22 protein-coding genes are annotated in these 22,815 nt (G+C 58.8%); 16 read left to right on the top strand and 6 right to left on the bottom strand.

Annotated elements, in window-relative coordinates; translation table 11 throughout:
* Positions 1-19 precede the first annotated feature (19 nt).
* The 3 genes from hpaE to CSC67_RS08105 are packed head-to-tail and all read right to left on the bottom strand — an operon-like array spanning position 20 to position 2,930.
* Complete coding sequence (gene hpaE, locus CSC67_RS08095; protein ID WP_118994344.1) at positions 20-1,477, bottom strand: 5-carboxymethyl-2-hydroxymuconate semialdehyde dehydrogenase; 1,458 nt, start codon at positions 1,475-1,477, stop codon at positions 20-22.
* Between the two features lie 11 nt (positions 1,478-1,488).
* Positions 1,489-2,256, bottom strand: a complete 768-nt coding sequence (locus CSC67_RS08100) for a fumarylacetoacetate hydrolase family protein (RefSeq protein WP_118994012.1) — start codon at positions 2,254-2,256, stop codon at positions 1,489-1,491.
* Positions 2,253-2,930 (bottom strand): fumarylacetoacetate hydrolase family protein, encoded by a 678-nt coding sequence (locus CSC67_RS08105; protein ID WP_118994013.1) that lies wholly within the window; start codon positions 2,928-2,930, stop codon positions 2,253-2,255. Before CSC67_RS08105 ends, CSC67_RS08100 begins: the two co-directional genes overlap by 4 nt.
* Before the next feature lie 100 nt (positions 2,931-3,030).
* Here CSC67_RS08105 and hpaR point away from each other — a divergent pair, with 100 nt between their 5' ends.
* The 4 genes from hpaR (at position 3,031) to CSC67_RS08125 (ending at position 6,706) form a co-directional block, all read left to right on the top strand.
* Entirely contained in the window at positions 3,031-3,594 is a 564-nt protein-coding gene (gene hpaR / locus CSC67_RS08110) for a homoprotocatechuate degradation operon regulator HpaR (protein WP_167752804.1), read from the top strand.
* Positions 3,594-4,493: a 4-hydroxyphenylacetate catabolism regulatory protein HpaA gene (gene hpaA / locus CSC67_RS08115; RefSeq protein ID WP_118994014.1), complete on the top strand. Its 900-nt coding sequence runs from the start codon at positions 3,594-3,596 to the stop codon at positions 4,491-4,493. Before hpaR ends, hpaA begins: the two co-directional genes overlap by 1 nt.
* A 93-nt stretch (positions 4,494-4,586) precedes the next feature.
* Complete coding sequence (hpaB, locus tag CSC67_RS08120) at positions 4,587-6,203, top strand: 4-hydroxyphenylacetate 3-monooxygenase, oxygenase component (RefSeq protein ID WP_118994015.1); 1,617 nt, start codon at positions 4,587-4,589, stop codon at positions 6,201-6,203.
* The gene (locus CSC67_RS08125; RefSeq protein WP_118994016.1) at positions 6,203-6,706 is read left to right on the top strand and encodes a flavin reductase; all 504 of its coding nucleotides are present in this window, start codon (positions 6,203-6,205) and stop codon (positions 6,704-6,706) included. The genes hpaB and CSC67_RS08125 overlap by 1 nt, the downstream gene beginning before the upstream one ends.
* Positions 6,707-6,759: 53 nt before the next feature.
* On the opposite strand, the gene CSC67_RS08130 is transcribed toward CSC67_RS08125, so the two are convergent.
* Positions 6,760-7,545 (bottom strand): 2-keto-4-pentenoate hydratase, encoded by a 786-nt coding sequence (locus tag CSC67_RS08130; RefSeq protein WP_135227448.1) that lies wholly within the window; start codon positions 7,543-7,545, stop codon positions 6,760-6,762.
* 725 nt (positions 7,546-8,270) lie between these two features.
* Here CSC67_RS08130 and CSC67_RS08145 point away from each other — a divergent pair.
* From CSC67_RS08145 to CSC67_RS08190, 10 genes are all read left to right on the top strand, one after another.
* A complete protein-coding gene (locus CSC67_RS08145) occupies positions 8,271-9,098 on the top strand; it encodes a TlpA disulfide reductase family protein (RefSeq protein WP_118994018.1) in 828 nt (275 codons plus the stop codon).
* Positions 9,099-9,348: 250 nt separating this feature from the next.
* Positions 9,349-9,804, top strand: a complete 456-nt coding sequence (locus CSC67_RS08150; protein WP_118994019.1) for a MarR family winged helix-turn-helix transcriptional regulator — start codon at positions 9,349-9,351, stop codon at positions 9,802-9,804.
* Between the two features lie 64 nt (positions 9,805-9,868).
* Positions 9,869-10,801 (top strand): branched-chain-amino-acid transaminase, encoded by a 933-nt coding sequence (gene ilvE / locus CSC67_RS08155; RefSeq protein WP_118994020.1) that lies wholly within the window; start codon positions 9,869-9,871, stop codon positions 10,799-10,801.
* Positions 10,802-10,853: 52 nt separating this feature from the next.
* Positions 10,854-12,449 carry a gamma-glutamyltransferase family protein gene (locus CSC67_RS08160; RefSeq protein WP_118994021.1) on the top strand — a complete coding sequence of 532 codons (1,596 nt, stop codon included), beginning with the start codon at positions 10,854-10,856 and terminating at the stop codon, positions 12,447-12,449.
* A gap of 22 nt (positions 12,450-12,471) precedes the next feature.
* Positions 12,472-13,668: a metal-dependent hydrolase family protein gene (locus tag CSC67_RS08165; protein WP_167752805.1), complete on the top strand. Its 1,197-nt coding sequence runs from the start codon at positions 12,472-12,474 to the stop codon at positions 13,666-13,668.
* 95 nt (positions 13,669-13,763) lie between these two features.
* Entirely contained in the window at positions 13,764-14,918 is a 1,155-nt protein-coding gene (locus CSC67_RS08170) for a M24 family metallopeptidase (RefSeq protein WP_167752806.1), read from the top strand.
* A gap of 15 nt (positions 14,919-14,933) precedes the next feature.
* Positions 14,934-15,914, top strand: coding sequence for an NAD(P)-binding domain-containing protein (locus CSC67_RS08175; RefSeq protein ID WP_118994024.1), 981 nt, complete (start codon positions 14,934-14,936; stop codon positions 15,912-15,914).
* A gap of 26 nt (positions 15,915-15,940) precedes the next feature.
* Entirely contained in the window at positions 15,941-16,933 is a 993-nt protein-coding gene (dctP, locus tag CSC67_RS08180; protein ID WP_167752807.1) for a TRAP transporter substrate-binding protein DctP, read from the top strand.
* Between the two features lie 81 nt (positions 16,934-17,014).
* Positions 17,015-17,515 (top strand): TRAP transporter small permease, encoded by a 501-nt coding sequence (locus CSC67_RS08185; protein ID WP_167752808.1) that lies wholly within the window; start codon positions 17,015-17,017, stop codon positions 17,513-17,515.
* Between the two features lie 34 nt (positions 17,516-17,549).
* Complete coding sequence (locus CSC67_RS08190; RefSeq protein ID WP_118994027.1) at positions 17,550-18,860, top strand: TRAP transporter large permease; 1,311 nt, start codon at positions 17,550-17,552, stop codon at positions 18,858-18,860.
* Positions 18,861-18,895: 35 nt separating this feature from the next.
* Here the strand turns inward: CSC67_RS08190 and CSC67_RS08195 are convergent, their stop codons facing one another.
* Both CSC67_RS08195 and CSC67_RS08200 read right to left on the bottom strand, forming a co-directional pair.
* Complete coding sequence (locus CSC67_RS08195) at positions 18,896-19,081, bottom strand: hypothetical protein (RefSeq protein ID WP_135227449.1); 186 nt, start codon at positions 19,079-19,081, stop codon at positions 18,896-18,898.
* A gap of 739 nt (positions 19,082-19,820) precedes the next feature.
* A complete protein-coding gene (locus tag CSC67_RS08200; protein WP_167752809.1) occupies positions 19,821-20,345 on the bottom strand; it encodes a TetR/AcrR family transcriptional regulator in 525 nt (174 codons plus the stop codon).
* Positions 20,346-20,725: 380 nt separating this feature from the next.
* Here CSC67_RS08200 and CSC67_RS08205 point away from each other — a divergent pair, with 380 nt between their 5' ends.
* Complete coding sequence (locus CSC67_RS08205) at positions 20,726-21,814, top strand: carbon-nitrogen hydrolase family protein (protein ID WP_209304297.1); 1,089 nt, start codon at positions 20,726-20,728, stop codon at positions 21,812-21,814.
* A gap of 58 nt (positions 21,815-21,872) precedes the next feature.
* A complete protein-coding gene (locus tag CSC67_RS08210; protein WP_167752810.1) occupies positions 21,873-22,811 on the top strand; it encodes an ABC transporter substrate-binding protein in 939 nt (312 codons plus the stop codon).
* The last annotated feature ends 4 nt before the right edge of the window (positions 22,812-22,815 follow it).

Here is a 22,815-nt window from a genome sequence, read left to right on the forward strand (position 1 = left end):
GGGGCTTGTTAACAAGACCCTAGACGCCCCAGCGCGGAATGGGGTGGCTGCCATACGATACGCAGACATTCTTGGCTTCGGCAAATACTTCGAAGCTGTAGTGGTTGCCCTCGCGCCCTGTGCCCGAGGCCTTTACCCCGCCGAAAGGCTGGCGCAGGTCGCGCACGTTCTGGCTGTTGATGAAGACCATGCCGGCCTCCACCCCCTTGCCCATGCGCAGCGCACGCCCCGTGCTTTCGGTCCACACATAAGAAGAAAGGCCATATTGTGTGTCGTTGGCGATGCGAAGCGCGTCTTCTTCGGTGGCGAAGGGGATGAGGCAGGGAACCGGCCCGAAGATTTCGTCTTGCGCGATCTGCATGCGGTTGTCCACGTCGGCGAACACCGTGGGCTGGACCCAGTTGCCGTTCTTGAGATGATCGGGAAGGTCGGGCGGGCCGCCGCCGAAAGTGATGCGTGCTCCTTCGTTCCGGCCCAGCTCTATGTAGTGCGCGACCTTCTTCAAGTGGTCGCGGCTGATCATGGGACCAATGATGGTGTCCGGATCGAGCGGGTCGCCCACTGTCAGGCGCGAAGCGCGCGCGGTGAAGTCGGCCACGAACTTGTCGTAAATGCCGCGCTGAACCAGAATGCGCGAACCGGCTGTGCAGCGTTCGCCGTTGTTCGAAAAAATCATGAACACGGCGGCGTCGAGCGCGCGTTCATAGTCGGCGTCGTCAAAGACGATGAAAGGCGATTTTCCGCCGAGCTCCATCGAGAATTTCTTCAGACCCGCCTGCTGCACGATGCGGTTGCCGGTTGCGGTGCTGCCCGTGAACGACACGGCGCGCACGTCGGGATGGCGCACCAAGGGTTCGCCGGTTTCTGCGCCATAGCCATGGACGATATTGAATACCCCGGGCGGAATGCCGGCTTCCAGCGCCAGCTCGCCCAGCCGGTCGGCTGTCATGGGAGAGAGTTCCGACATCTTCAATACCGCGGTGTTGCCCAATGCAAGGCAGGGGGCTGTTTTCCAGGTTGCGGTCATGAAGGGCACGTTCCAGGGGGAAATCAGTGCGCATACGCCTACCGGGTTCCACATGGTGTAGTTCAGGTGTCCGGTATCCGACTGATAGCTTTCGCCGTCCATATGCTTTGCAAGTTCGGCGAAGAAATGGAAGTTGTCGGCGGCGCGAGGAACCAGCGCCTTCTTGGTCTGCCCGATCACTTGACCGGTGTCCCGGGTCTCCATTTCGGCCAGCTCGGGCACGTTCTGCGTTATCAACTCGCCCAGGCGATGCATGAGCCGTGCGCGTTCGGCGGCGGGCTTGCCGGCCCAAGCTGGAAAGGCCTCTTTGGCGGCCTGGACTGCCGCATTGATTTCAGCCTCGCCGCCGCGGGCGACTTCGGCCACCACTTCGTTGTTGGCCGGGTTGAGGCTTTCGAAGGTCTCGCGGCTCTCGACCTTTTTGCCGTTGATGAGGTGTTTGATCATGATGGGCCCGCTGTTCAGACTGAAGAAGATGAAGAGGTGGGGGAATCGGCCAGGAAATTGACCAGGCGGCCAACGCATTCGATTTCGGTAGCCACTTCGTCGCCGGCCACGACATTGGCCAGGCCTTCGGGCGTGCCGGTGAGAATAATGTCGCCGGGCGAAAGCGTCATGAAGGCGGAAAGGTATTCGATCAGCCAGGGAATGCCGAAGACCATGTCGCGGGTCGTTCCGCGTTGAGTGACCTTGCCGTTGACCGACGTGCTAAGGGCGAGGTTCATGGGGTCGGGAATGTCGGCCGCATCGACCAGCCATGGGCCGATGGGAGTGCAGCCGTCACGATTCTTCACGCGCAGGTTGGGACGGTAGTAATTCTCGAGGTAGTCGCGAATAGCGTAGTCGTTGGCCACTGTATAGCCGGCGATGTAGTCGTAAGCGTCTTTCTGCGACACGTTGCGGGCGTGCTTTCCGATCACCACGGCAAGTTCGCACTCGTAATGCATGTATTCGGCGTCATGGGGGCGCGCCGTACGAGCCCGGTGGCCGATCAGCGCATTGGGGCCTTTCAGAAAGACCAGGGGTTGCTCAGGGGCCTTGAAGGCCAGTTCGCGGGCGTGGTCCGCGTAATTCAGGCCCAGCGCAAAAATGGTACCCGCCTGCACGGGGGGCAGCCAGTGCGCCTGCTCTTCGGCCAACGTGGTGCCGTCGGGCAGCCGCACGCCGCCGTCTTCGGCAAGCGTGACCTGATGGACGGCGCCATTGAAATAAATGCGGCCTCTTTTCATGCTGTCTCCTGACGGCGCGCCGGGACGATGGAAAACTGAATCTTGCCGAGGACGTCGCTGACGACAGAGACATGATCGCCGGGCGCCGCCGTCGGGGCCTGCCATTTCACGCCTACCAGCAATACATCGCCGGCGGACAGGGTCAAGAACCCGCTGACGTCGCGCAGCAGTTCGGGGACGCTGCGCACCAGGCTGGCCAACTCGAATTGATCGGCGTCCACGCCGTTTATGACGGTGCGAACGCATAGGCCGGCAGGATCGACAACGCGACTGGCGGCTACGGGGGCGCCCAGTATGCAAGAACCGTCGAAGCACTTTTCACGTATGGCGGGGCGATAGTAGCTGGCGTGGGGCAGGCTGAGGTCCGCCGCCACGACATAGCTGGCGATGCAGGCCGGCGCGTCGTGAGCCGCGACGCGGCAGGCCGGCCTGCCCATGACCAAGCCCACGGTAGCGCCGATCTCCACTTTTTCCGCGCCGTCCGGAAGACTCACCTGCGCCCCGTCGGCGGCGAATGTGTTGGCGGGCTTGACGTACAGAATGGGAGCCTTGGGTTCGGCTTTGTAGGGCGCTTCGATCAGCGCGGCGCCCATGCGCTCGACCGATCCGCGGTCGTTCAATACGACGCCGTAGACGGTTCCCGTTTGAAGCGCCGGGTTTCTGGGAGCGTGCATGAAGCTTGTCTTCCTCGCGGTGAGTGTGTTAATTAACTAATATGTTCCTTAATTTAATTGCTAATATATTAGATTGTCAATGGCGCAAGCGACCCAACGAATGAATACTCCTGAATTCAACCCCGCCCTGAAGCACCGTAACCTGGCCTTGCTGCTGCTTCAGGCGCGCGAGCGCTTGATGGGAAATTTCCGCCGCATCTTGAACCATCATGGTTTGACGGAACAGCAGTGGCGGGTGATCCGGGCTATTTACGATAACGGGGCGCCCATGGAACAGTGGCAAATCTGCGCCACCTGCCACATCTTGAGCCCAAGCCTGGCGGGCGTACTGGCGCGCATGGAGGCAATGCAACTGGTCGACCGCAATCGGGTCGATACCGACCAGCGGCGCATCCTGGTCGCATTGACCGACAACAGCCGCGCCCTGATCGCTGCGATCGCCCCCTTGGTCGAGCAGCAGTACGCCAATCTCGAGAAGAGCGTGGGCATCGACGCCGTGCGCAATCTGTACGAAGCGCTGGACCTCTTTCTTGCCCATGACAATGGCCAGGTGGCGCAGGTGGATCTACCGGAGTCCGCCGTGCGTCCTCCCGTCAATCCCGCCGGCAGGCGAGGCCCCGCCGGCGTTCGCCGCGGCAAGAGCAGGGCAAGCCCGATGTCGTAATGGCCAACTCCATTCCCAATATCGATTTCGGCCGTGTCTTCGACCTTCGCGATGAAGACGCCGACGTGCATTGTGAGGGGCTGGGCCGGTTGGCTGACTTCTTTGGCCACAATATGGCGGCGCATCGGCATGCCGGGGTCTTCCAGGTTCATCTGATGCTTAGGGGCGAGGTACGCCTGCGCCTGGATGAGCTGCATTACTACGCCCGGGCGCCCGCGTTCTTCCTCACCCCGCCCGCGATGACGCATGCATTTGTGCTCAGCGACGATGCCGAGGGGCATGTGCTTTCAGTGCGGCAGCACGTGCTCCATTCTCTGTTCAGCGAAGACCCGGGCGGCATGGTGGAGCAGCGCCTGAATCAGGCGTTTTGCATGGAGCTCGACGAGTCCGCTCCCCAGGTACGTCGCCTGTTCGGTTATTTCGAGTTGATCCGCGCCGAGTTTTCCGGGGCTGAGGCAGTGCGCGAGCTGAATCTGCTGGCCTTGGCGCGGCTGGCCTTCGTGACCATGGCGCGCCTGTCGAGCGCGGCGGTACGGGCGATGCCCAGCCGCGACTTGCGGCATGTGGACGTACGGATCTTCCGCGAGTTCAACCAATTGATCGAAGCAAACTTCCGGGAACACTGGCAGCTGAGCCGCTACGCACAAGCCCTGAACGTGACTGAAACCCGTCTGAACGACATATGCCGCAGGGTGGGCGACTTGCCCTCCAAACGCTTTATCCATGATCGCCTGATGCAGGAGGCCAAGCGCCTGCTCTTGTTCTCTTCGGCTCCGGTCACGCAGATCGCCTACGACCTCGGGTTCAGGGACGTGTCCTATTTCAGCCGCTTCTTCCGTCAGCATGCACAGCTGCCGCCCGGAACCTGGCGCGCCCGCATGCGAGGCCGAAATCCATGAAAAGTACCAAAGGTTCCAGCTTGTGTGCATTGGGCCTTGGCCCGTTCGATAGCATCATGTAGCCATATTCCATTAAAAAAACAGGAGACATGCATGAAGCCAGCCGAGCTGCCCAAGACGCTGCCCGAGGACGTCCGGGCCGACAAGACGCGCCCGTTCACGGGCGCCGAATACCTTCAATCATTGCGCGATGGCCGCGAAATATACATTTATGGGGATCGCGTGGACGACGTCACCACGCATCCCGCCTTCCGCAATTCGGCAGCCTCGATGGCGCGCATCTATGACGCCCTGCACGACCCCGCGCACAAAGACGCTTTATGCTGCCCGACCGATACCGGCAATAACGGCTACACCCACAAATTCTTCCGTTTTGCGCGCTCGGTGCAAGAGCTGCGCGAACAGCGCGATGCGATTGCCGACTGGTCGCGCTTGAGCTACGGCTGGATGGGGCGCACGCCCGACTACAAGGCGGCCTTCGGTATCGCCTTGGGCATCGTGCCCGAATACTATGGCCCCTTCGAGGACAACGCCCGGCTTTGGTACAAGCGCATACAAGAGTCATGCCTGTTCCTGAACCACGCCATCGTCAATCCGCCCATCGACCGGGACAAACCGGTTGAAGAAGTGAAGGACGTCTTCATCTCCGTCGACCGGGAAACCGATGCAGGCATATATGTAAGCGGGGCCAAGGTGGTGGCCACCGGTTCGGCCCTGACACACTACAACTTCATCGGCCAGGGCTCGGCCGGCTTGCTGGGCGACAACACCGATATGGCATTGATGTTCATCGCCGGCATGGACGTGCCGGGAGTGAAGCTTATTTGCCGGCCCTCGTACGAGCTGGCGGCGGGGGCCATGGGCTCGCCCTTCGACTATCCACTTTCAAGCCGTTTCGACGAGAACGACGCTATTCTTGTATTCGACAATGCCTTCATCCCTTGGGAGAACGTGCTCATCTACCGCGACCTGGAGCGATGCCGCAGCTGGTTTCCGCAAGGCGGGTTCGGCCGATTGTTTCCCATGCAGGCGTGCACCCGGTTCGCGGTCAAGCTCGATTTCATCTGCGGCCTGCTGGTGAAGGCGCTCAAGTGCACGGGCACGCTGGAATTCCGCGGTGTGCAGGCCGCGGTGGGCGAGATCTTCGCTTGGCGCAATATGTTCTGGTCCCTGACCGAGGCCATGGTGGGCAATGCCGACTCGTGGCACAACGGCAGCTGGACGCCATGCCAGGCCGCGCAGCACAGCTACCGCGTATTGTCGTCGCAGGCTTATCCCGCCATCAAGAAAAGCATCGAAGAGATCGTGGCCAGCGGCCTGATCTACCTGCCTTCAGGGTCGCGCGACATCCGGAACCCAACCATCGATGCCTATTTGGCGAAGTACGTGCGCGGGTCCGGCGGCATAGACCACGTCGAGCGGATCAAGGTCCTCAAGTTGTTGTGGGACGCCATCGGCAGCGAGTTTGGCGGGCGCCACGAGCTTTACGAGATCAACTACGCGGGCAGCCACGACGAGGTTCGCATGCAGTGCCTGAGGCATGCGCAGGGCTCGGGAACGCTCGGGAAAATGACGGAACTCGTGGATCAGTGCCTGTCCGATTACGATCAAGACGGCTGGCGCGTGCCGCATCTGCATAACAATGACGACCTGAATGTGCTGGGCCGCTTGCGTGATCAGTACGCAAGCGCTCAATCTCAGAGGGGCTGATGGAAACCACGGACACGCGGCGCGTGGTGTTCCGCAACGCCATGGCCCGCATGAGCGCGGCCGTCTCGATAGTGAGCAGCGATGGTGTGGGGGGACGTTGCGGCGTTACCGCGACGGCGGTCTGTTCGGTAACCGACGTGCCGCCCACGCTGCTGGTCTGCCTGAACCGGTCCAGCGCCATGAACGCGGTTTTCAAAGCCAACGGTCGCTTGTGCGTCAATGTGTTGAGTGCCGACCACGAAGCGCTTGCTCGCGACTTCGCCGGCCTGACCGGCGTACCGATGGCCGATCGTTTCGCGGACGACGACTGGGTCGGCTCATATTTGGGGCTGCCCATACTGCAAAGCGCGCTTGCCACTTTCCAGGGAGAGATTGTGCGCGCCGACGAAGTGGGCAGCCACACCGTTATGCTCGTCGAGGCCCTCGAGATCGGCCTGCATTCGGACAGCAGGGACGGCCTCGTGTATTTCGATCGCCTTTTCCATCGTGTTTCTGCGGCGTAGATGTGGGCTGGGCACCACATGGCTGTGTGCCCATATCGGCAACGCAATCTTCCTTAGGTGAACTGCACCGAGACGCCGGCGATCTCCGAGGCCTTGCTAGTCACGGTCACGGTCTGGCCTCGTTGCACCCGATATCCCTTGGTCAGCCCGCCGGTCAAGATAATGTCGCCGGCTTTGAGCGTCGTGTTCTCGAGGCTCAGACGGTTGCCCAGCCACGCTACTGCAAGCAAGGGGTTGCCCAACGCGTTGGCCCCGATCCCTTGGTCTTTAGCTTCGCCGTCTATCCAAAGCTCGATACTCAAGGTTTCCAGATCGGTGCGGAGACTTATAGGAGACGACGCCCCCAGCACGTAACGAGAGGCGGAACTGTTGTCGGCAATGTTGTCGACGGCGGCAAACTTGTACGTTAGATAACGTGTATCGCACACTTCGATTGCAAGCATAAACTCGGGCCGGGCTGCCATCACCGAGTTTTTGTCGTGGTTGGACGCTAGCGCCAAGTCTTCATGCAGTCGGATTGCGATTTCGGGCTCGACTAATGGATGAATCAGCGCGTCGTGAGGCAACTCGCCGCCACAGACCAACAGGTCGTCCGTCAACACCCCGTAGTTCGGCGTCGAAATGTTCATTTGCCGCCGCATGGCTTCACTGGTGTAGCCCAGCTTATAGCCCGTCGTCCTGCGATTTCGCAATTGAAGCCTGGCTGCGGAGATTCGATAGGCGTCCGCTTCACTGAGGTCGGGATACTGTATGGATAAAGGGGCGATGGGCTTGCGGGTCTGTTCGGCCCGCCAAAGGGCTTGGGCCAATTGATGGATGCGATTGGAATCGAAGGTCACGGGGAGCTCCTCAACGACTGTCCCTCTCATGTTATTCGGTTTTCCATGTTTCGGTCGATGTTATTTGCCGATCCGGCCAGTGCGGTTTCAAGGACGCAATGACGCCGAGCACCGAACCAAGGCAGCATTAAGAGGCCGCAGTGCGGTTCGCGCCTGAAAAGGCTGCTAAGATATTTGCGCTGTAGCAAGCGGTACGCGGTTTTTTGAACGCGGTGCCGGCAACGTCAGGGAGTATCTAGGTGCACGTTCTGCTTGTCGAAGACGACCCGCTTGTGGCCAGCGGCATTGTGACGGGACTGAGGCTGCACGGTCTCACCGTGGATCATGTCGATACCGCCAGCCTGGCGGATGCTGCCTTGATATCCTCGCATTTCGACGTCTGCATACTGGACCTTGGGCTACCCGACGAAGACGTCAAACCGGCAGTGCGGTTCAAGGGGCCTGGCCCTGTTCGCCCTTGGCCTGCATGGGTTTGCCGCTGCTGGCGATCGCGGTGTTCGGTGCGCGCGTCTTGCCCACATCTGGCTCGCATGCAGCTCGTGCGGCCGGATGTGACGGGCAATGACGCTACGGACCGCGCGCTGCTCGAGCACTGGGGGGTCATGGGGCCGCCTACGCTGATACTCGTGGGGCCCGACGGCACGAAGCGCTGCGATCTGCGCGTAGTGAGCGAGATGGATGCGGATGGATCCCTGAAATGTCTGGCTGGACGCGGCTGACACATCATGATCGGTGTGGGCCCATTCTCCATCCAGGTGATTATCGTCGCGATCGCCTTGTTCTGCGCATGGGCGATGGCCCGGAGTACTGCCCGAATGCTATCCGTTACACCGCCCAAAGCGGCGGGCGGGGCGCTGTTCGATGCCGCATTCTGGGGTTTCGTCGCCGCGCGTCTGGGCTATATCGCTTTATGGTGGAAAGAGTACTCGGCCGCACCGATGTCCATGATTGCTATTGGCGACGGCGGGTTTGCCTGGTGGGCCGGCATACCCGTTTCCTTGGCTGTCGTCTGGTGGGAAACCCGTTCGGCCAAGACGATGAGAATCCCAGCTCTGTCCGGCATCGCCGCCGGCGTCGTAATCTGGGTGCTTGCCAACAGCGCGCTCAGCTTGACGCTTCGGTCTGCCGAGCCTCTGCCCGACTTGCAGCTGGCAACACTGGATGAACGCCCGGTTTCTCTGAACGCATATGCGGGGCGCCCGGTCGTGCTCAACCTTTGGGCGAGCTGGTGTCCGCCGTGCCGGCGCGAGATGCCGGTGTTCGAACGAGCCCAGAAAGACTTCCCCGGCGTCGCTTTTGTCATGATCAACCAGGGCGAGAGTGCGGAGCAGGCTCAGGATTTTCTGAAGCGCGAAAGCCTGAGCCTGGCCGATGTGCTGCTCGACCCGTCTTCCCAGGCCATGCTGGCAGTGAGATCGCATGGCTTGCCAACCACGCTTTTCTACGATGCGCGGGGCCGTTTGGTCGATTCGCACCTGGGCGAGATCACGATGCCCAGTCTCAAAGACAAGATGTTGCGCCGTTTCGGGCAGATCGAAACCGGCAAGGAATGACAGCCACGTTTTCACAACGAGCACTTCATTCTTTCATTATGGCGCTTCCCTTCATGTTGACGGCGGGCAACGGCATGCCGCAGCAAGGCGCGCTGGCGGAAGTACTGGGCTCCCTAGGCAACATCGACAGGCCGTAATATCGCCTCCCGCTCTACCTACGGGAAAACCATAGTATGCACAAATCGTTCCAAACGGGACAATATTTGGCATGTATTATGGAATTTTTCGTTGAAGCAATTAAAGAAAAACAATGGAAACCAAGACTGAAAATGGCCCTGTCGAAGTGGCCACTGCCTATTACTTGCGGCAGGTTGCCGAACGCCTTTCGATAAGCCTGGCGCAAGCCTTGAAGCCGTTCGGAACTAATAGAAGCGCCTATCGCGTATTGATCGCACTCGCGCGACAGAACCCGTCCAGCATGCGAGATCTTGGCGAAGCGACCTTATTGGTGCCTTCAACTCTCAGCCGCACGGTCGACTTGCTGCGCCAAACACAAAGCGTCCATTGCGAGCCCGACGAGGGGGATGCCCGCGCGCTCAGGGTCACGATGACCGCCAAAGGCGAGCAGCATTTGGCGGAGATTCTGCCGTCGGCGGCCGCGCAATACCAATGGGCCATTCAGGACATTGATGCAAAGGATCTCGAGGCCATGCATCGAACGCTAAAGAAAATGCTGTCGAACTTGAAGAAATCGCCCATCAAATGACGGGCGGCGTGCGGCACTCGGCGCTTTTTTGAACACAAGCAGGTGAGAATTCATTGGAGGCAAAATGACATTGAAGCAAGCGGGAACCAAAGTCTGGATAGACGGAAACTTCGTGGATGAACGGGATGCGCGCGTCGACTTCATCAGCAACAGTTTCCAGTACGGCTTTTCGGTTTTCGAAGGCATCAGGGCCTACAAGACCGACAAGGGGCCCGCCGTCTTCAGGCTGAAAGAGCACATCGAGCGCTTGTTCAAGTCTGCAAAAATCATTGGCTTGAAAATCCCGTATACCCAAGGCGAGATTATCGAAGCGTGCCTGGCGACTATCCGGGAAAACGGTTTCGACGAATGCTATATCAGGCCGGTAGCGTATATAGGCTCTGGAGGCATGGGCTTGTCGCCGGAAGGCTGTGACGTCAGCGTCGGCATCGCAACGTGGTTCTGGGGCGAGTACCTGGGCAAGGGCAAGCTCGAAAAAGGAACACGCGTTGCGACTTCTTCCTTTACCCGGCACCACATCAACTCGAATATGTCCAAGGCAAAGGCGGCGGGCAATTACATGCTGTTCCAGATGGCGCGCGTGACGGCCCATCAGCAAGGCTATGACGAAGCGCTGCTGCTCGACGCACAGGGCCATGTGGCGGAAGGCTCTGTCGAGAACGTCTTTATCGTCAAGGACGGCGAGCTGATCACCCCGCCTCTCACACATATTCTCGACGGCATTACGCGGGATACGGTCATCAAGATCGCCCGTGAGAACGGCTGGGCCGTGCGCGAAGAGTTCTTCACCCGCGACTATGTATATGTGGCCGACGAAATGATTTTCGTCGGCACGGGGGCCGAGGTGACTCCGGTGGTCGAGCTCGATGACAGGCCGATCGGCGACGGGAAGCCGGGTCCCCTTACCCGCAAGCTGCAGCAGATCTATTTCGACCTGGTGCGGGGCAATACCGCCACCCATCCCGAATGGCGGGCACTGGTGAACAAGAGCAGATAAAGCGTTTTTTCAACGTTTCAACGGCCGTCATGGCCAGAGCCAAGGAGAGTGCATGGACGCAGACATCGACTATTCCCTGCCATACTCATCTCGGCGTCCGATAGTCTGTGCGAAGAACATTGTTGCCACCTCCCAGCCATTGGCGGCCCAGGCAGGAGCCCGAATGCTGGCGGCGGGCGGCAACGCGGTCGACGCCGCGCTTGCCGCCGCCATGGCGGCGACCGTCGTGGAGCCCACCGGTTGCGGCCTGGGCGGCGATGCATTTGCAATCGTATGGGACGGATCCAGAGTACACGGACTCAATGGCTCGGGCCCGAGCCCGGCGCGCTGGGAGGCCGGCGTCTTCGAGGGCCTGCAGAAGATGCCGTCCAGGGGCTGGGCCAGCGTGACCGTGCCTGGCGTGGTGGCGTCGTGGGAAGCGTTGAGCCGGCGTTTTGGCAGGCTTCCCTTCGCGCGGCTTTTCGAACCGGCCATCTCCTACGCCCGCGACGGCTTCATGGTCAGCCCCGTCATCGCGACGCTATGGGCGGCGATCGCGCACAAGTACCAGGACCAGCCCGGCTTCCGGGAATGCTTCCTGCCCGCGGGCCGGGCCCCGGCGCCCGGCGAGGCGTTCGCCAATCCCGGCTTGGCCGCTTCCCTGGAAATGATCGCCCGCGAAGGCTCCGACGCCTTCTATCGCGGCGGTTTGGCGGAAAAGCTGCTGGCGTGGTCCCAATTGCATGGCGGCCTGTTGTCCAAAGAGGACCTGGCCGGTTACGAGCCTTTCTGGTGCGGCACCATACAGAAGGACCTGGGCGGCGCAACCATCCATGAAATTCCGCCGAACACCCAGGGCATTGCAACCCTTATCGGCCTTGGCATTCTGAGCCGCTTCGATTTGGGGCAATACGCTCCCGACAGCGCGGAGTTCATTCATCTATGCATTGAGGCGATGAAGCTGGCCTTCGCCGATACCGAAGCCTACATCGCCGATCAGCATCTGAATTCTTTCGACGTCCAGTCACTGCTGTCCGATGAGTACTTGTCCGGCCGGGCCGCGTTGATCGATCCGGCGTCAGCCAAGACCTATGCGGCGGGAGCGCCCGCGCAAGGCGGCACGGTCTATATATGCGCCGCGGACGAGAACGGCATGATGGTGTCGTTCATCCAGTCGAACTACGAGGGCTTCGGCTCGGGCGTCGTAGTGCCGGAAACGGGAATCAGCATGCAGAATCGTGGCATGGGGTTCTCTCTGCAGGCAGGGCATCCCAATTGCGTCGGCCCGCGCAAGCGGCCTTTTCACACCATCATCCCGGGCTTTGCCACAAAGGGCAATTCGCCTCTCATGGCCTTTGGCGTCATGGGCGGCCCCATGCAGGCCCAGGGGCATATGCAGGTCGCGCTGCGTACGCTCGTCTTCAAACAGAATCCGCAGGCGGCCATCGATGCGCCCCGGTGGCAATACCGGGCAGGCAAAGAAGTGCTGGTCGAGCGCGCCATGCCGGCGGAAGTCGTAGAAGGGCTCAGGCAGCGCGGACACGAAGTGTCGGTCGACCAGGGGGAGGCGGTGTTTTCTTTTGGCGGGGCCCAGATCATCCGGCGTACGGCCGATGGCTACGTTGCCGGATCGGATCATCGCAAAGACGGCATGGCTGTCGGCTTCTAGTCGGCGAAAAAAGGAGCAAAACATGATCAATGCCTACCACAACGCACACATCATCGACGGCACGGGACAGTCGTTTACCGGCTACCTCGTCGTCCAAGACAGCCGCATCCTCGATGTAGGGCCGGGCAAGCTGCCTGAAGGGATGAAGGCGGATTCGGTTCGCGATCTGAGCGGCCTGGCCTTACTGCCTGGAATGATCGATTGTCACGTGCACCTGTATAGCGACGGCGATGCCAACCCGGCCGCCACGCGGCAAGAGCCGGCGCCTTTGTCCGCCCTGAGGGCGGCCAGGAATGCCATGCGTACGGTCCAGGGGGGCATCACCACCGTACGGGATTGTGGTTCGCGCGACGGGGTCGATTTCGCCTTGAGAAGGGCGGCCCAGGAAAAACTGTGCGTGGCGCCCCGCATGCTGCTGTGCGGCTGCATGATCTGCATGACAGGTGGACACGGGGTCGGCTCGGGCATCGAGGCCGACGGTCCCGAGGGCGTGCGCAAGGCGGCCCGGCAGATGCTCAAGCAAGGCGCGGACCATATCAAGCTGGTGGCCAGCGGCGGCATCCTATCGCAGGGCACCGAAATAGGTGCCGCCCAATTCACGGTCGAGGAAATGCGGGCTGGCGTCGAAGAGGCGCATCGGGCCGGAAAAACGGCCTGCGCCCATGCCCATGGCGCGACGGCCATCAAGAACGCCATCCAGGCCGGCGTCGATTCCATCGAACACGGCTATCTCATCGACGATGAGGGCATTGACATGATGGTCGACCGGGGCACTTACCTGGTTGCGACCTCGATCGCGGTGAGGAATGTCGTCAAGCATGGCGTCGATGCCGGCATTCCCGAGCATTCCGTGCGCAAGGCGAGTTCGGCTATCGACCAGCACATCCAGGGCTTTGGCAAAGCCCTCGCGGCAGGAGTAAAGATGGCGATGGGAACCGACTCCGGCGTGCCGTTCACGCGCCACGGCCGGAATCTTGAGGAGCTCGCTTGTCTGGTCGAGATGGGCATGAGTCCGATGCAGGCCATCATGACGGCCACCTTGCATTCGGCGGGCTTGTTGCAGAGGGAAAACGAGATCGGGAGTCTCGAGAAAGGGAAGCTGGCCGATTTCATCGTCGTCCGGGGCGATCCCTTGAAGGACATCTCGGTGCTCAGCCAGCAGGAGAATATTCGCAGCGTGTTTATCGGCGGCGAGAGCGTATACGAACAAGGCGTTTGACGGGCCCCCAGCGCGAGGCCACAGCCGCATGCGAGACGCCGGGACGCGCCCGCGCCCGAGGAGCGTCGATGAATTTACAGGGCAAGGAGACCATGATGAGTGTACCCAGATCAGAACATGAAAATCGCGTCGCACGGGCCCGCGAGAAAATGCGCGAGCTCGATATGGCGGGGTTGATTGTTACCGATCCGTTGAACTTTCAGTACTTTACGGGGCAGCCTACGCCCGCCTGGATGAAGTCCCGCGCGTCCATCTTCGTGCTGCCCCTGGAAGGCGAGCCCGCCATGATAAGTTGGTCGGGGCCGGGTATGTTCGCACGGCTCTACGGGCGCGATTACCCGTCGTGGGTCGACGACCGCCGCATCTATCCGGACGTGCCGTTTACGCGCGATGAGAGGGTCGACTGGGGGCTTCGCGGCGTGCTCGAAGAACGGAAGCTGACCGATGCCAAGTTGGGCATCGAGCTGGGCCGCGAAAGCTGGCTGGGCATTCCGTTGGTCGACTTCGAGCGTCTCAAGGAAGAGCTGCCCCATGCGACCTTTGTCGATTCAGGGCCGGTGGTCTGGTCTTGCCGCCTGATCAAGTCCGAGTGGGAAATCGACTGCCTGCGCAAGGCCTGCGAAATGGGCGGCCGCGCATGGGACCGTATTTTCAACGAAGTCAAAGAGGGGGACAGCCTGGCTTCGGTGCAGAAGCGCATTCTGGCTTATTACATGGAAGAGGGCGCCGACCTGAACTCCGGACCTCCGATCGTGCTGGGGGCGACGGGACCCAACAACACGTTTCAACGGGGCGATGTGCTGTACCTGGACGGCGGTCCGGGCTATCTCGGCTATCGCATGGACTACACGCGCCGCGGCGTATTCGGCCCTCCTTCCAAGCGTCAGCAGGAAGAACACGACGGCATGTGGGAAATCATGTTCGAGGTGATCGATCGCATGAAGCCGGGCGTGCCGGTGAAAGAGCTGTTCGACTATTCGCAGAAGCGCTTGAGCGAACGTCCCGAGTGGAAGAACTATTCGACCCATCCGGCGTTGCGCATCGGACACGGCATCGGTCTGGAAAACGAGCCTCCCTCCATGTCCGGGGTAGACGACACCGTGCTGCAGGTGGGCATGGTGCTGACTCCCGAACCCAAGATAGAGAGCGTCGATGGCCTGGTCAATCCGGAGGAGCAGGTCGTCATTCGGCCGGACGGCGCCGAATTGCTCTCTGATTCCAGCGACTACCGCCTTCGGGTGATCGGGTAGAGAAGGAAAAGATTCATGGCATACATTCGATTGCTGGGTGAAGCGGACTTGAGAACTCTAGGCTTGACGCACAATGATGTTGTGTCGGCGGTGGAGCATGCTTACCGGCAAAGTGCGCGAGGCCTTGCGGAAGTGCCCACGAAAATCGGGGTTCATCCCGATCACCCCAATAGCTTTTCTCATGCGATGCCGGCCTGGGTGGGAGGCGGCGAGCCTGCCCTGGGCGTCAAGTGGATTTCCTATCACCCGGGAAACCTCGAGCACAAGCTGCCCGATTCCTGGGGCGTGATTGTGGTCAACGATCCAGAGACAGGCGAGCCCGTTTGCTTCATGGAGGGCATGTACATCACGTTCTTGCGCACGGCGGCGTGTGCGGCGGTCATGGCCAAACGCTTGGTGGCGCAGCCCCAAGTGCTAGGGCTCATTGGTTGCGGCGGGTTGGGCAAGGCCAGCCTTGCCGTGATGCGGCACGTGTTTCCCTCATTGAAGCAAGTGTACGTTTCGTCGAAAAAGGCAGAGTCGCGGCAAGCGTTCTGCGCGGAGTTCGATAGCGACTCTTGTCGTGTGGTGCCCGTGGACGATGTCGGACAGCTGCTGGCCGAGTCCGATGTGGTCGTGACTTCTTTGCCGCCGGTGGACATTCCGCCGGTGCAGGCGGGCATGCTCAAGGACCACAGCGTATTCATTCCCCTGGACGTCGACTTTTCCTGGGATCCGGCAGTGGTCGGCGAGTTCAACGCATTCTATGCGGACAACGTTCCGTACTTTCGCGCTTTGCTGGAAAAGAAGGTGGGACGCCCGAACATGCCTGACACGGCCATTCTCGATACGCAGGAGTTCGTTGCGGAGCACGATGGTCCGCCACGCGCCCCGCAAGGAAGAGTCTTTGTCGCGGTTTGTGGAATCGCCAGTGTCGATATCGTTATCGCCGCCCAGGCGTTTCATCGTGCGGTCAGAGCCAATATCGGCTCGTTTTTTGAGATACGCCAATCATAGGCGTATCTGAACTTATGGAGATAGGCATGAACGCGAGTATTTGCAAGGCGCTTATCCGCGCCGCAGCTGTATCGTCCCTGACCTGGTTGTGCGCGTCGTCGGCCGTGGCCGCCGATATTACGCTCAAAGCCATAACCTATATGCCGCCGAGCAAGTTCGAAGACTCCATGGCGGTGTTCAAGTCGTGGATAGAGAAGGTCAAGGAGCAATCCGGCGGAAAGGTGGACATCAAGATCGTCGGCGGCCCGGAAGTCTTTCCGGTCAACGACCAGGTCAATGCCGGCAGCAAGGGTCTGGTCGACATTGTGCTGACCTTTACCGCGCACGCTCCCGCCGTCCCCGAGGTGGAAACGATTTTCCTGTCCAAGGTCACGCCGCAGCAAGAAAGGGAAAACGGCTATACCGACTTGTTTGACAAGGCGCATCACAAGATCAATATGAAATATATAGGCCGGGCGAGCACGAATTCCGGCTTCTATATTTTTTCGCGCAAGCCGATTCATTCCCTTGAAGATTTCAAAGGCATGAAAATCCGCTCCCACACCGGCTACAACCCTTTCTTCAGGTCCCTCGGCGCCAATCCGGTGGGGATAGGCATCAGCGAAATATACGGTGCGCTCGAAAGGGGACTGGTGGATGCGGCGCCCTACAACCTGTTCGTTCACGACATGGGTATTGCGGAGGTGACAAAGTATGTGCTTGACGATCCTTTCTGGAAGGCGCATACGACCATGATCCTGATGAACAAGCAGAAGTTTAACAGCCTGCCGGCGGACGCCCAGAAGGCCTTGATCGATGCACAAATCGAGAACGAAGCCGAAATGGCGGGAATCGTGGCTGAGATGAAAGCACAGGAGCGCAAGAAGCTGGAAGAAGCCGGCATTACCTTTACCAAGCTGTCCGACGAAGAGGCGAAGGAATGGGAACGTTTGTCGGTCGACGTGCGCTTCGACGATTTGAAAGACAAGCTGCCGCCGGAACAGCTGGCCAAGATCAAGACCATGTTGATGGGCGAATAATCCCGCCCATGGCGCGCGCGCCACGGAATGAATCTCCGGTTTTTCGAGGGCGTGCGTGCGTTTCAGAAGCGACAAGGGACCATGATGGATAAACGTTCAAAGTTCGGTGTGGGATTCGACCGCCTGCTTGATTTCTTTCTTGCCGTGGGCTGCGTGATCATGGTCTTCCAGGTGCTCAGCGTCTCCGCCGATGTCTTCAGCCGGTATTTTTTCAACATCTCGTTCTTGTGGGTAACGCCCATCAACGAATGGGGCCTGGTTTATCTGACGTTTCTGGGCGCGGCGTGGCTGCAGCGGGAAAAAGGGCATGTGGGGGACGATTCGGTCGCTTCGTTGCTGCCGGCCTCCGTCCGCAGGTTCTTCAGGTCGATCGGGGTCATTCTCGCCATCGCCTCCTGCGGTGTCCTGTTCGTCTACGGTGCTTACGTGGTGTGGCAACTGTACGAGAAAAACACCTACGACTTCTTCAAGCTGGAATCGATACCGCTCTATGCCGTGTATGTCGTGATCCCCTTCGGCGGTTTCTTGTGGCTGTTGCAGATCGTCCGCGAACTCGTCTCAGAATCGCAAAGCAAACACTGAATGCAGCACAACCACGATAGATAAGGAGACGACCTTGGAGTGGTATACCGCGTTTTTTTTGTTGATGGGCAGTTTCTTCACCCTCGTTCTGATGGGGGTGCCGGTGGTCTTCTCGTTCTTCGGAGTCAACATCGTTTTCCTCGGCTACTTCATGGGAAGCGCCGGCTTCGAGCTCTTTATAGACAGCATGTACGGCAGTCTGTCGAACTTTGTGCTGTTGCCCATTACCTTGTTTATCCTGATGGGCGAAATCATGTTTCGGACCGGAATTGCGCACCGGATGATTGCGACGTTGGATACATGGCTCAGCGATGTGCCGGGCCGGCTGTCGCTGCTTTCGGTCGGTTCGGGAGCGTTGTTGGCCACTCTGTCGGGTGCGAGCATCGGTTCGACCGCCATGCTGACCCGCACGCTCGCCCCCATGATGCAATCGCGTGGATACAGCACGGCAATGACTATTGGCCCGCTATTGGGCAGCGGAGGCATCGCCATCTTGATACCGCCGAGCGCACTGGGCGTCATTCTGGCGGTCATCGCCGGAGTGTCGGTGGGCAAGCTGCTGGTCGCCATCGTCATACCCGGACTGCTGCTCGTGATGGCCTTCATTATTTATGTCGTGGTGCGCTGCACCCTGGATAAAACGGCAGCGCCCAAGTACGACTCGGACAGGATACCCATCAAAGAGCGTCTGGTTCTGACCTGCAAATATGTATTGCCGCTGTCCATCGTCATCTTTTGCGTGATCGGCACGGTCTTTATCGGCATCGCGACGCCCACCGAGGCGGCCGCCTTGGGCACCTTGGGAGCTTTTCTATTGACGGTGGTCTATGGCGCCTGCAGCTGGGCGGCCATGAAAGAAGCGCTGGTGTCGACCATGCGCACTTCGGTGATGGTGTTGTCCATCCTGGCCGCGTCGCAGGCGTTCACCCAGCTGCTGGCCTACACGGGAGCCACCCAAGAGCTGGTGGTGTGGGCGTCGGCCCTCAGCATCTCGCCGCTGCTGCTCGTCATCTTGATGCACTTGATCACATTGCTGCTGGGCGGGCCCATCGGAGGCGTGCCGCTCATCATGATGACGGTACCCGTCTTCATTCCTATCGTGAAGTCGCTGGGCTACGATCCCATCTGGTTCTGCGTCGCCATGCTGATCAACGTCGAACTGGCACAGATCACCCCGCCGTTTGGCATCTTGTTATTCGTCGTGAAGGGAATCCTGCCCAACATAGCGTTCCGCGACATCATCAAAGCCGCCGTTCCCATTATTTTGTGCAACGTGGTGGTCATGGGGCTGGTGATCGCATTTTCCGATCTTGCTCTCTGGCTGCCTCGCCAAATGGCGCAGTAGCGCGGCCCGCGGAAGCGCGCCGCAGGACAGCCGCGCTATAGAGGGGAGATCGTCTCGAGATAGCGGACGTACTGGGGACGGCTACTGCGGATGGCGTGGAGGCGCTCGCAGAAATCGGCCAGTTTGGTCGATGTCGCGGCGGGAGCCTGGGACAAAGCCTCCGGCTGCCTTGCTTGCTTGCGGTTGAAAACAGGGTTTAAAAGGGTTTCCTGGCGTTCCATGTGACTCTTCTTCATCAAAACTAGGGTTTACCCTTATTCTATTATTTATAATAGCCTCTTGCAAATATTTGCGCCTCTGGAGAAAAAAGGGTCGGGGCAGACCGTCAATCCGCCTCGGCGCTCGCCACCTTTACGCCCCGCTCCCGATAAATCAGATCCACGATCTCGCCGCCCCGGCCCATTGAGCCGGCCTGGATCACGAGTTTGTCGGGCCTGTACGGCCCCGGGCGGCAACGCTCGCTCGACGGTTTACGGGCCGGCAGGCATTGGCGCGAATGATGGACGTGCCTTTGCCTGTTCGGCGGCCGCAGGCGCCAAGCGGAAAACGACTGTCGAACGTGCGGCTTCGCGCCAGCGGCTGGGCGCTAGTGCCAAGTCCTCATGCAATCGGATTGCGAGCCTGTCGTCTTGCGATTTCGCAATTGAAGCCTGGCTGCGGAGATTCGATAGGCGTCCGCTTCACTGAGGTCGGGATACTGTATGGATAAAGGAGCGATGGGCTTGCGGGGCTGTTCGGCCCGCGTAGTAAACCCGGCAAGGAACAACAGCCATGTTTCCGCAACGAGTACCTCATTCTTTCATTATGGCGCTTCCCTTCATGTTCACGACATGTTTCAGAAGTACAACGGCATGCCGTAGCAAGGCGCGCTGGCAGAAGTGCTGGGTCCGCGTCGAACCGGTGCAAAGCTTCTTAAGCCCCTTGGGAAGCGATCGGAGCTTTTTTCGAGGCGTAGCTGTGCTAATTATCCTGCAAATACTGAGCAAACAACCGTACTGTCTTCATATTGCATGTCACTCCCTGTTCCAGATGGTAGGTCATTGCGTAGCCATCAAACGCCACCAATACTACTTCAGCGATCGCGGATGCGGTACTCGGTGTAACGTCGAGACAGTCGGTAATCCAGCCTGATACGCGTTGCTCCAGTAAAAGCCGAAGGCGTGGATCATATTGGTCGCTACGGCTTGTTGATAGCGCTTGCATGATGTTGTTGGCAAAGCCGTTGGACTCCCTTGGAAGCTCAAGCCACAGTCCCTTGAGAAGGCGTTCAATTTTCTTGGGTTCGGCCTCGATGCGCTGTAAGGAACGGTCCAGTCGATCGAGAAAATTCACTAACCACGGCTCATATAGCGTGAACAGAATGTCAAGTTTCGACTTGAAGTAGATATAGACGTTCGCCGTAGACATGCCTGCAGCGCGGGCAATGGCCGGGATTGAGGTTTCGTTATAACCGCTTTCAGAGAACAGTCGGAACGCTGAGCTCAAGATTGCCTCTCGAACTCCTTCTTTCTTCCTCTGTGACATTGCTGCAACCTCCAATTAGCGAAAACACCGTACAGGAAGGTACGGTGTTTCTATTCAAATTAATTTCCGTTCACTGCTCTTCTTAAACGGCATTCTTGATTATAGGTGAATGGTATTCGTTATTGGTGAAATAACTAATAGGGAAAACGCTAGTCTATTTTTTGAAAAATGAAAGGCATTCACTATTGACTGGAGTTTGATCGCAACTTAATCTGTTCCGAAGTCGTTCGAGACGCCGTAATGTTCGAGGTGCCGTAATTCGACGCCAAAACTCGGACAGACCAGAAGCAGATGGATCCTTTTCCTGTCTGCGCATTTCTTTTGACATCGGAGTAGACATAGTGGCTGATACATATAAGAAGTTGCGTCTTGCGGCTGTACAGGCAGCACCCGTGTTCCTCGATAGAGACGCATCCGTCGAGAAAGCTTGTCGGCTTATCCGCGAGGCTGGGGAAAATGGAGCCGATCTCATTGGTTTCCCCGAAGGCTTCATTCCAACGCATCCGGGCTGGTTCAATTTCTTGCCGGACGTGGGCGACGAGGCGCTTCTGATGTCGCGGGAGCTGTTCAAGAACGCTGTGGAGGTACCAGGTCCGTCCACAGATGCTTTGTGCCGCGCGTGTCGAGACGCCAACATAATTGCTGTTGTAGGAATCAACGAGAAGATTTCCGGTACAACGGGAACGATGTACAACACGCAGCTGTTCATCAGCAGATCGGGCCAGATCTTGGGCAAGCATCAGAAGATGGTTCCTACAAATGGCGAGCGTCTCGTTCATGCTGGTGGCCAAGCCAGCACTATGCGGGCCTTTCAAACGGACTTCGGGGCGATTAGCGGCATGCTTTGCGGCGAGAACTCTAATCCACTCGCGACCTTCGCCCTTGCCGTTCATTATCCAGTGGTGCATGTTGCATCCTGGCCGGCTCACTTCAATGCAAGTTACGTCATGCAGGAGTCTATTCTGGTCGCGACTCGTGGGCTGGCGTACTCATTAAAGTCTTTCGTGATCAACTCTTGTGCCGTCGTCAACGATGAGTTGATCGAGCGCTATGCGGCTACGGCCAAAGACCGGGATTATTTAATGAAAGCAAAAGAGAGGGCGGGGGCTTCCATCATCGGCCCGAAGGGTCAGATACTAGCCGAGATGGAGCCCGGCGAGGGCATTGTGTACGCCGATGTCGACACTCAAGATGTAATTATCCCGAAACTTATCCATGATTTCGCGGGGCATTACAACCGCCCGGATGTCTTTCAGGTTGCGCTCACTACAGAAGATCATCGTCTCCTGATCAACGTAGCTGACTCGCGCGTTCGGGACAGCACTCCGAGCAATTTGGAAATGGCTCAATCTGAGAGACCACGCCTTTCACACGATGACGGTCTACAAGCCGAGGAAGTCCCATGGATCGCGCATAGCAACCTATCTTAAGCAAACGGTAAATGTGTCAGGCGTTGGCCTGCTGCCCTTATGTGTATCGAGGAATCGAATGAAAATCCATCAGATTGCCGGCTTGATTGCGCTGTGCGCGTCAATCGCAACGTCCCAAGCCTATGCGGGTGTGAAGATTGTATTGGGATATACGGGCGCAAATGCATTTATTCCTGCCTTTGTCGCCAAAGATCAGGGCTTCTTTGAGAAGCATGGGTTGGACGTGACCATGCAACTCGTACCTGTCGGTTCCACCATCGCCGGAGCAATGGCTGGCGGCTCGTTGCAAGTTGGAACACTCACGCCGTCGGCCTTGCTTGTAGCCCAGGAAGGAGGCATCGATCTGAGGATTGTCGCTGGCGCTTCATTCCAGGATAAGAATCATGTCACAGCGGGCGTTGTCGCGCGAAACGAAAGCGAAATTAAGAGCGCCCAGGATTTCATTGGTAAACGAGTGGGCGTGCCAGGCATCAACGCGCTGCAGCACATTGCTTTTGTGAAATGGCTTTCCGATCGCGGCGTGGACAGTAAACAGATCAGGTTTGTCGAGGCATTCTTTCCTCAAATGTCTGATTTACTTCGGGCTGGCCAGTTGGATGCGGCATTGCCCGTAGAGCCATTTCTAGGGCGCATTATAAGCGGTGGCTCCGGCTATCTTGTAGCGTCTTACACGGCCGACATTTCTCCCAGGTATGTCGAGTCGTTCTACACAATGACCAAGGAGTTCATTGAGCGTAACCCTACAGCAGCCCAGAGCTTCAAAGCTGCCATTGGCGAGGCCATGCTTTGGATGAAGGAAAACCAGGCTGCCGCGCGTCGAACACAGGTCGGCTATCTCAAGTTCCCTGAAGAGTTGGCAATGACTATTCCATTATCGACACTAGGCTTGGAAGTCACACGGGAAGATTTGCAGTTCTGGATCGACGTGAGTAAAGAAGTAGGCTTAATAAAAGGAACCGTTAAGCCCGACAAGATTCTTGATACTAACGCCGGCTGACTCA

The sequence above is a fragment of the Pusillimonas caeni genome (assembly GCF_003545815.1).
Lineage (GTDB): Bacteria > Pseudomonadota > Gammaproteobacteria > Burkholderiales > Burkholderiaceae_B > Pusillimonas > Pusillimonas caeni.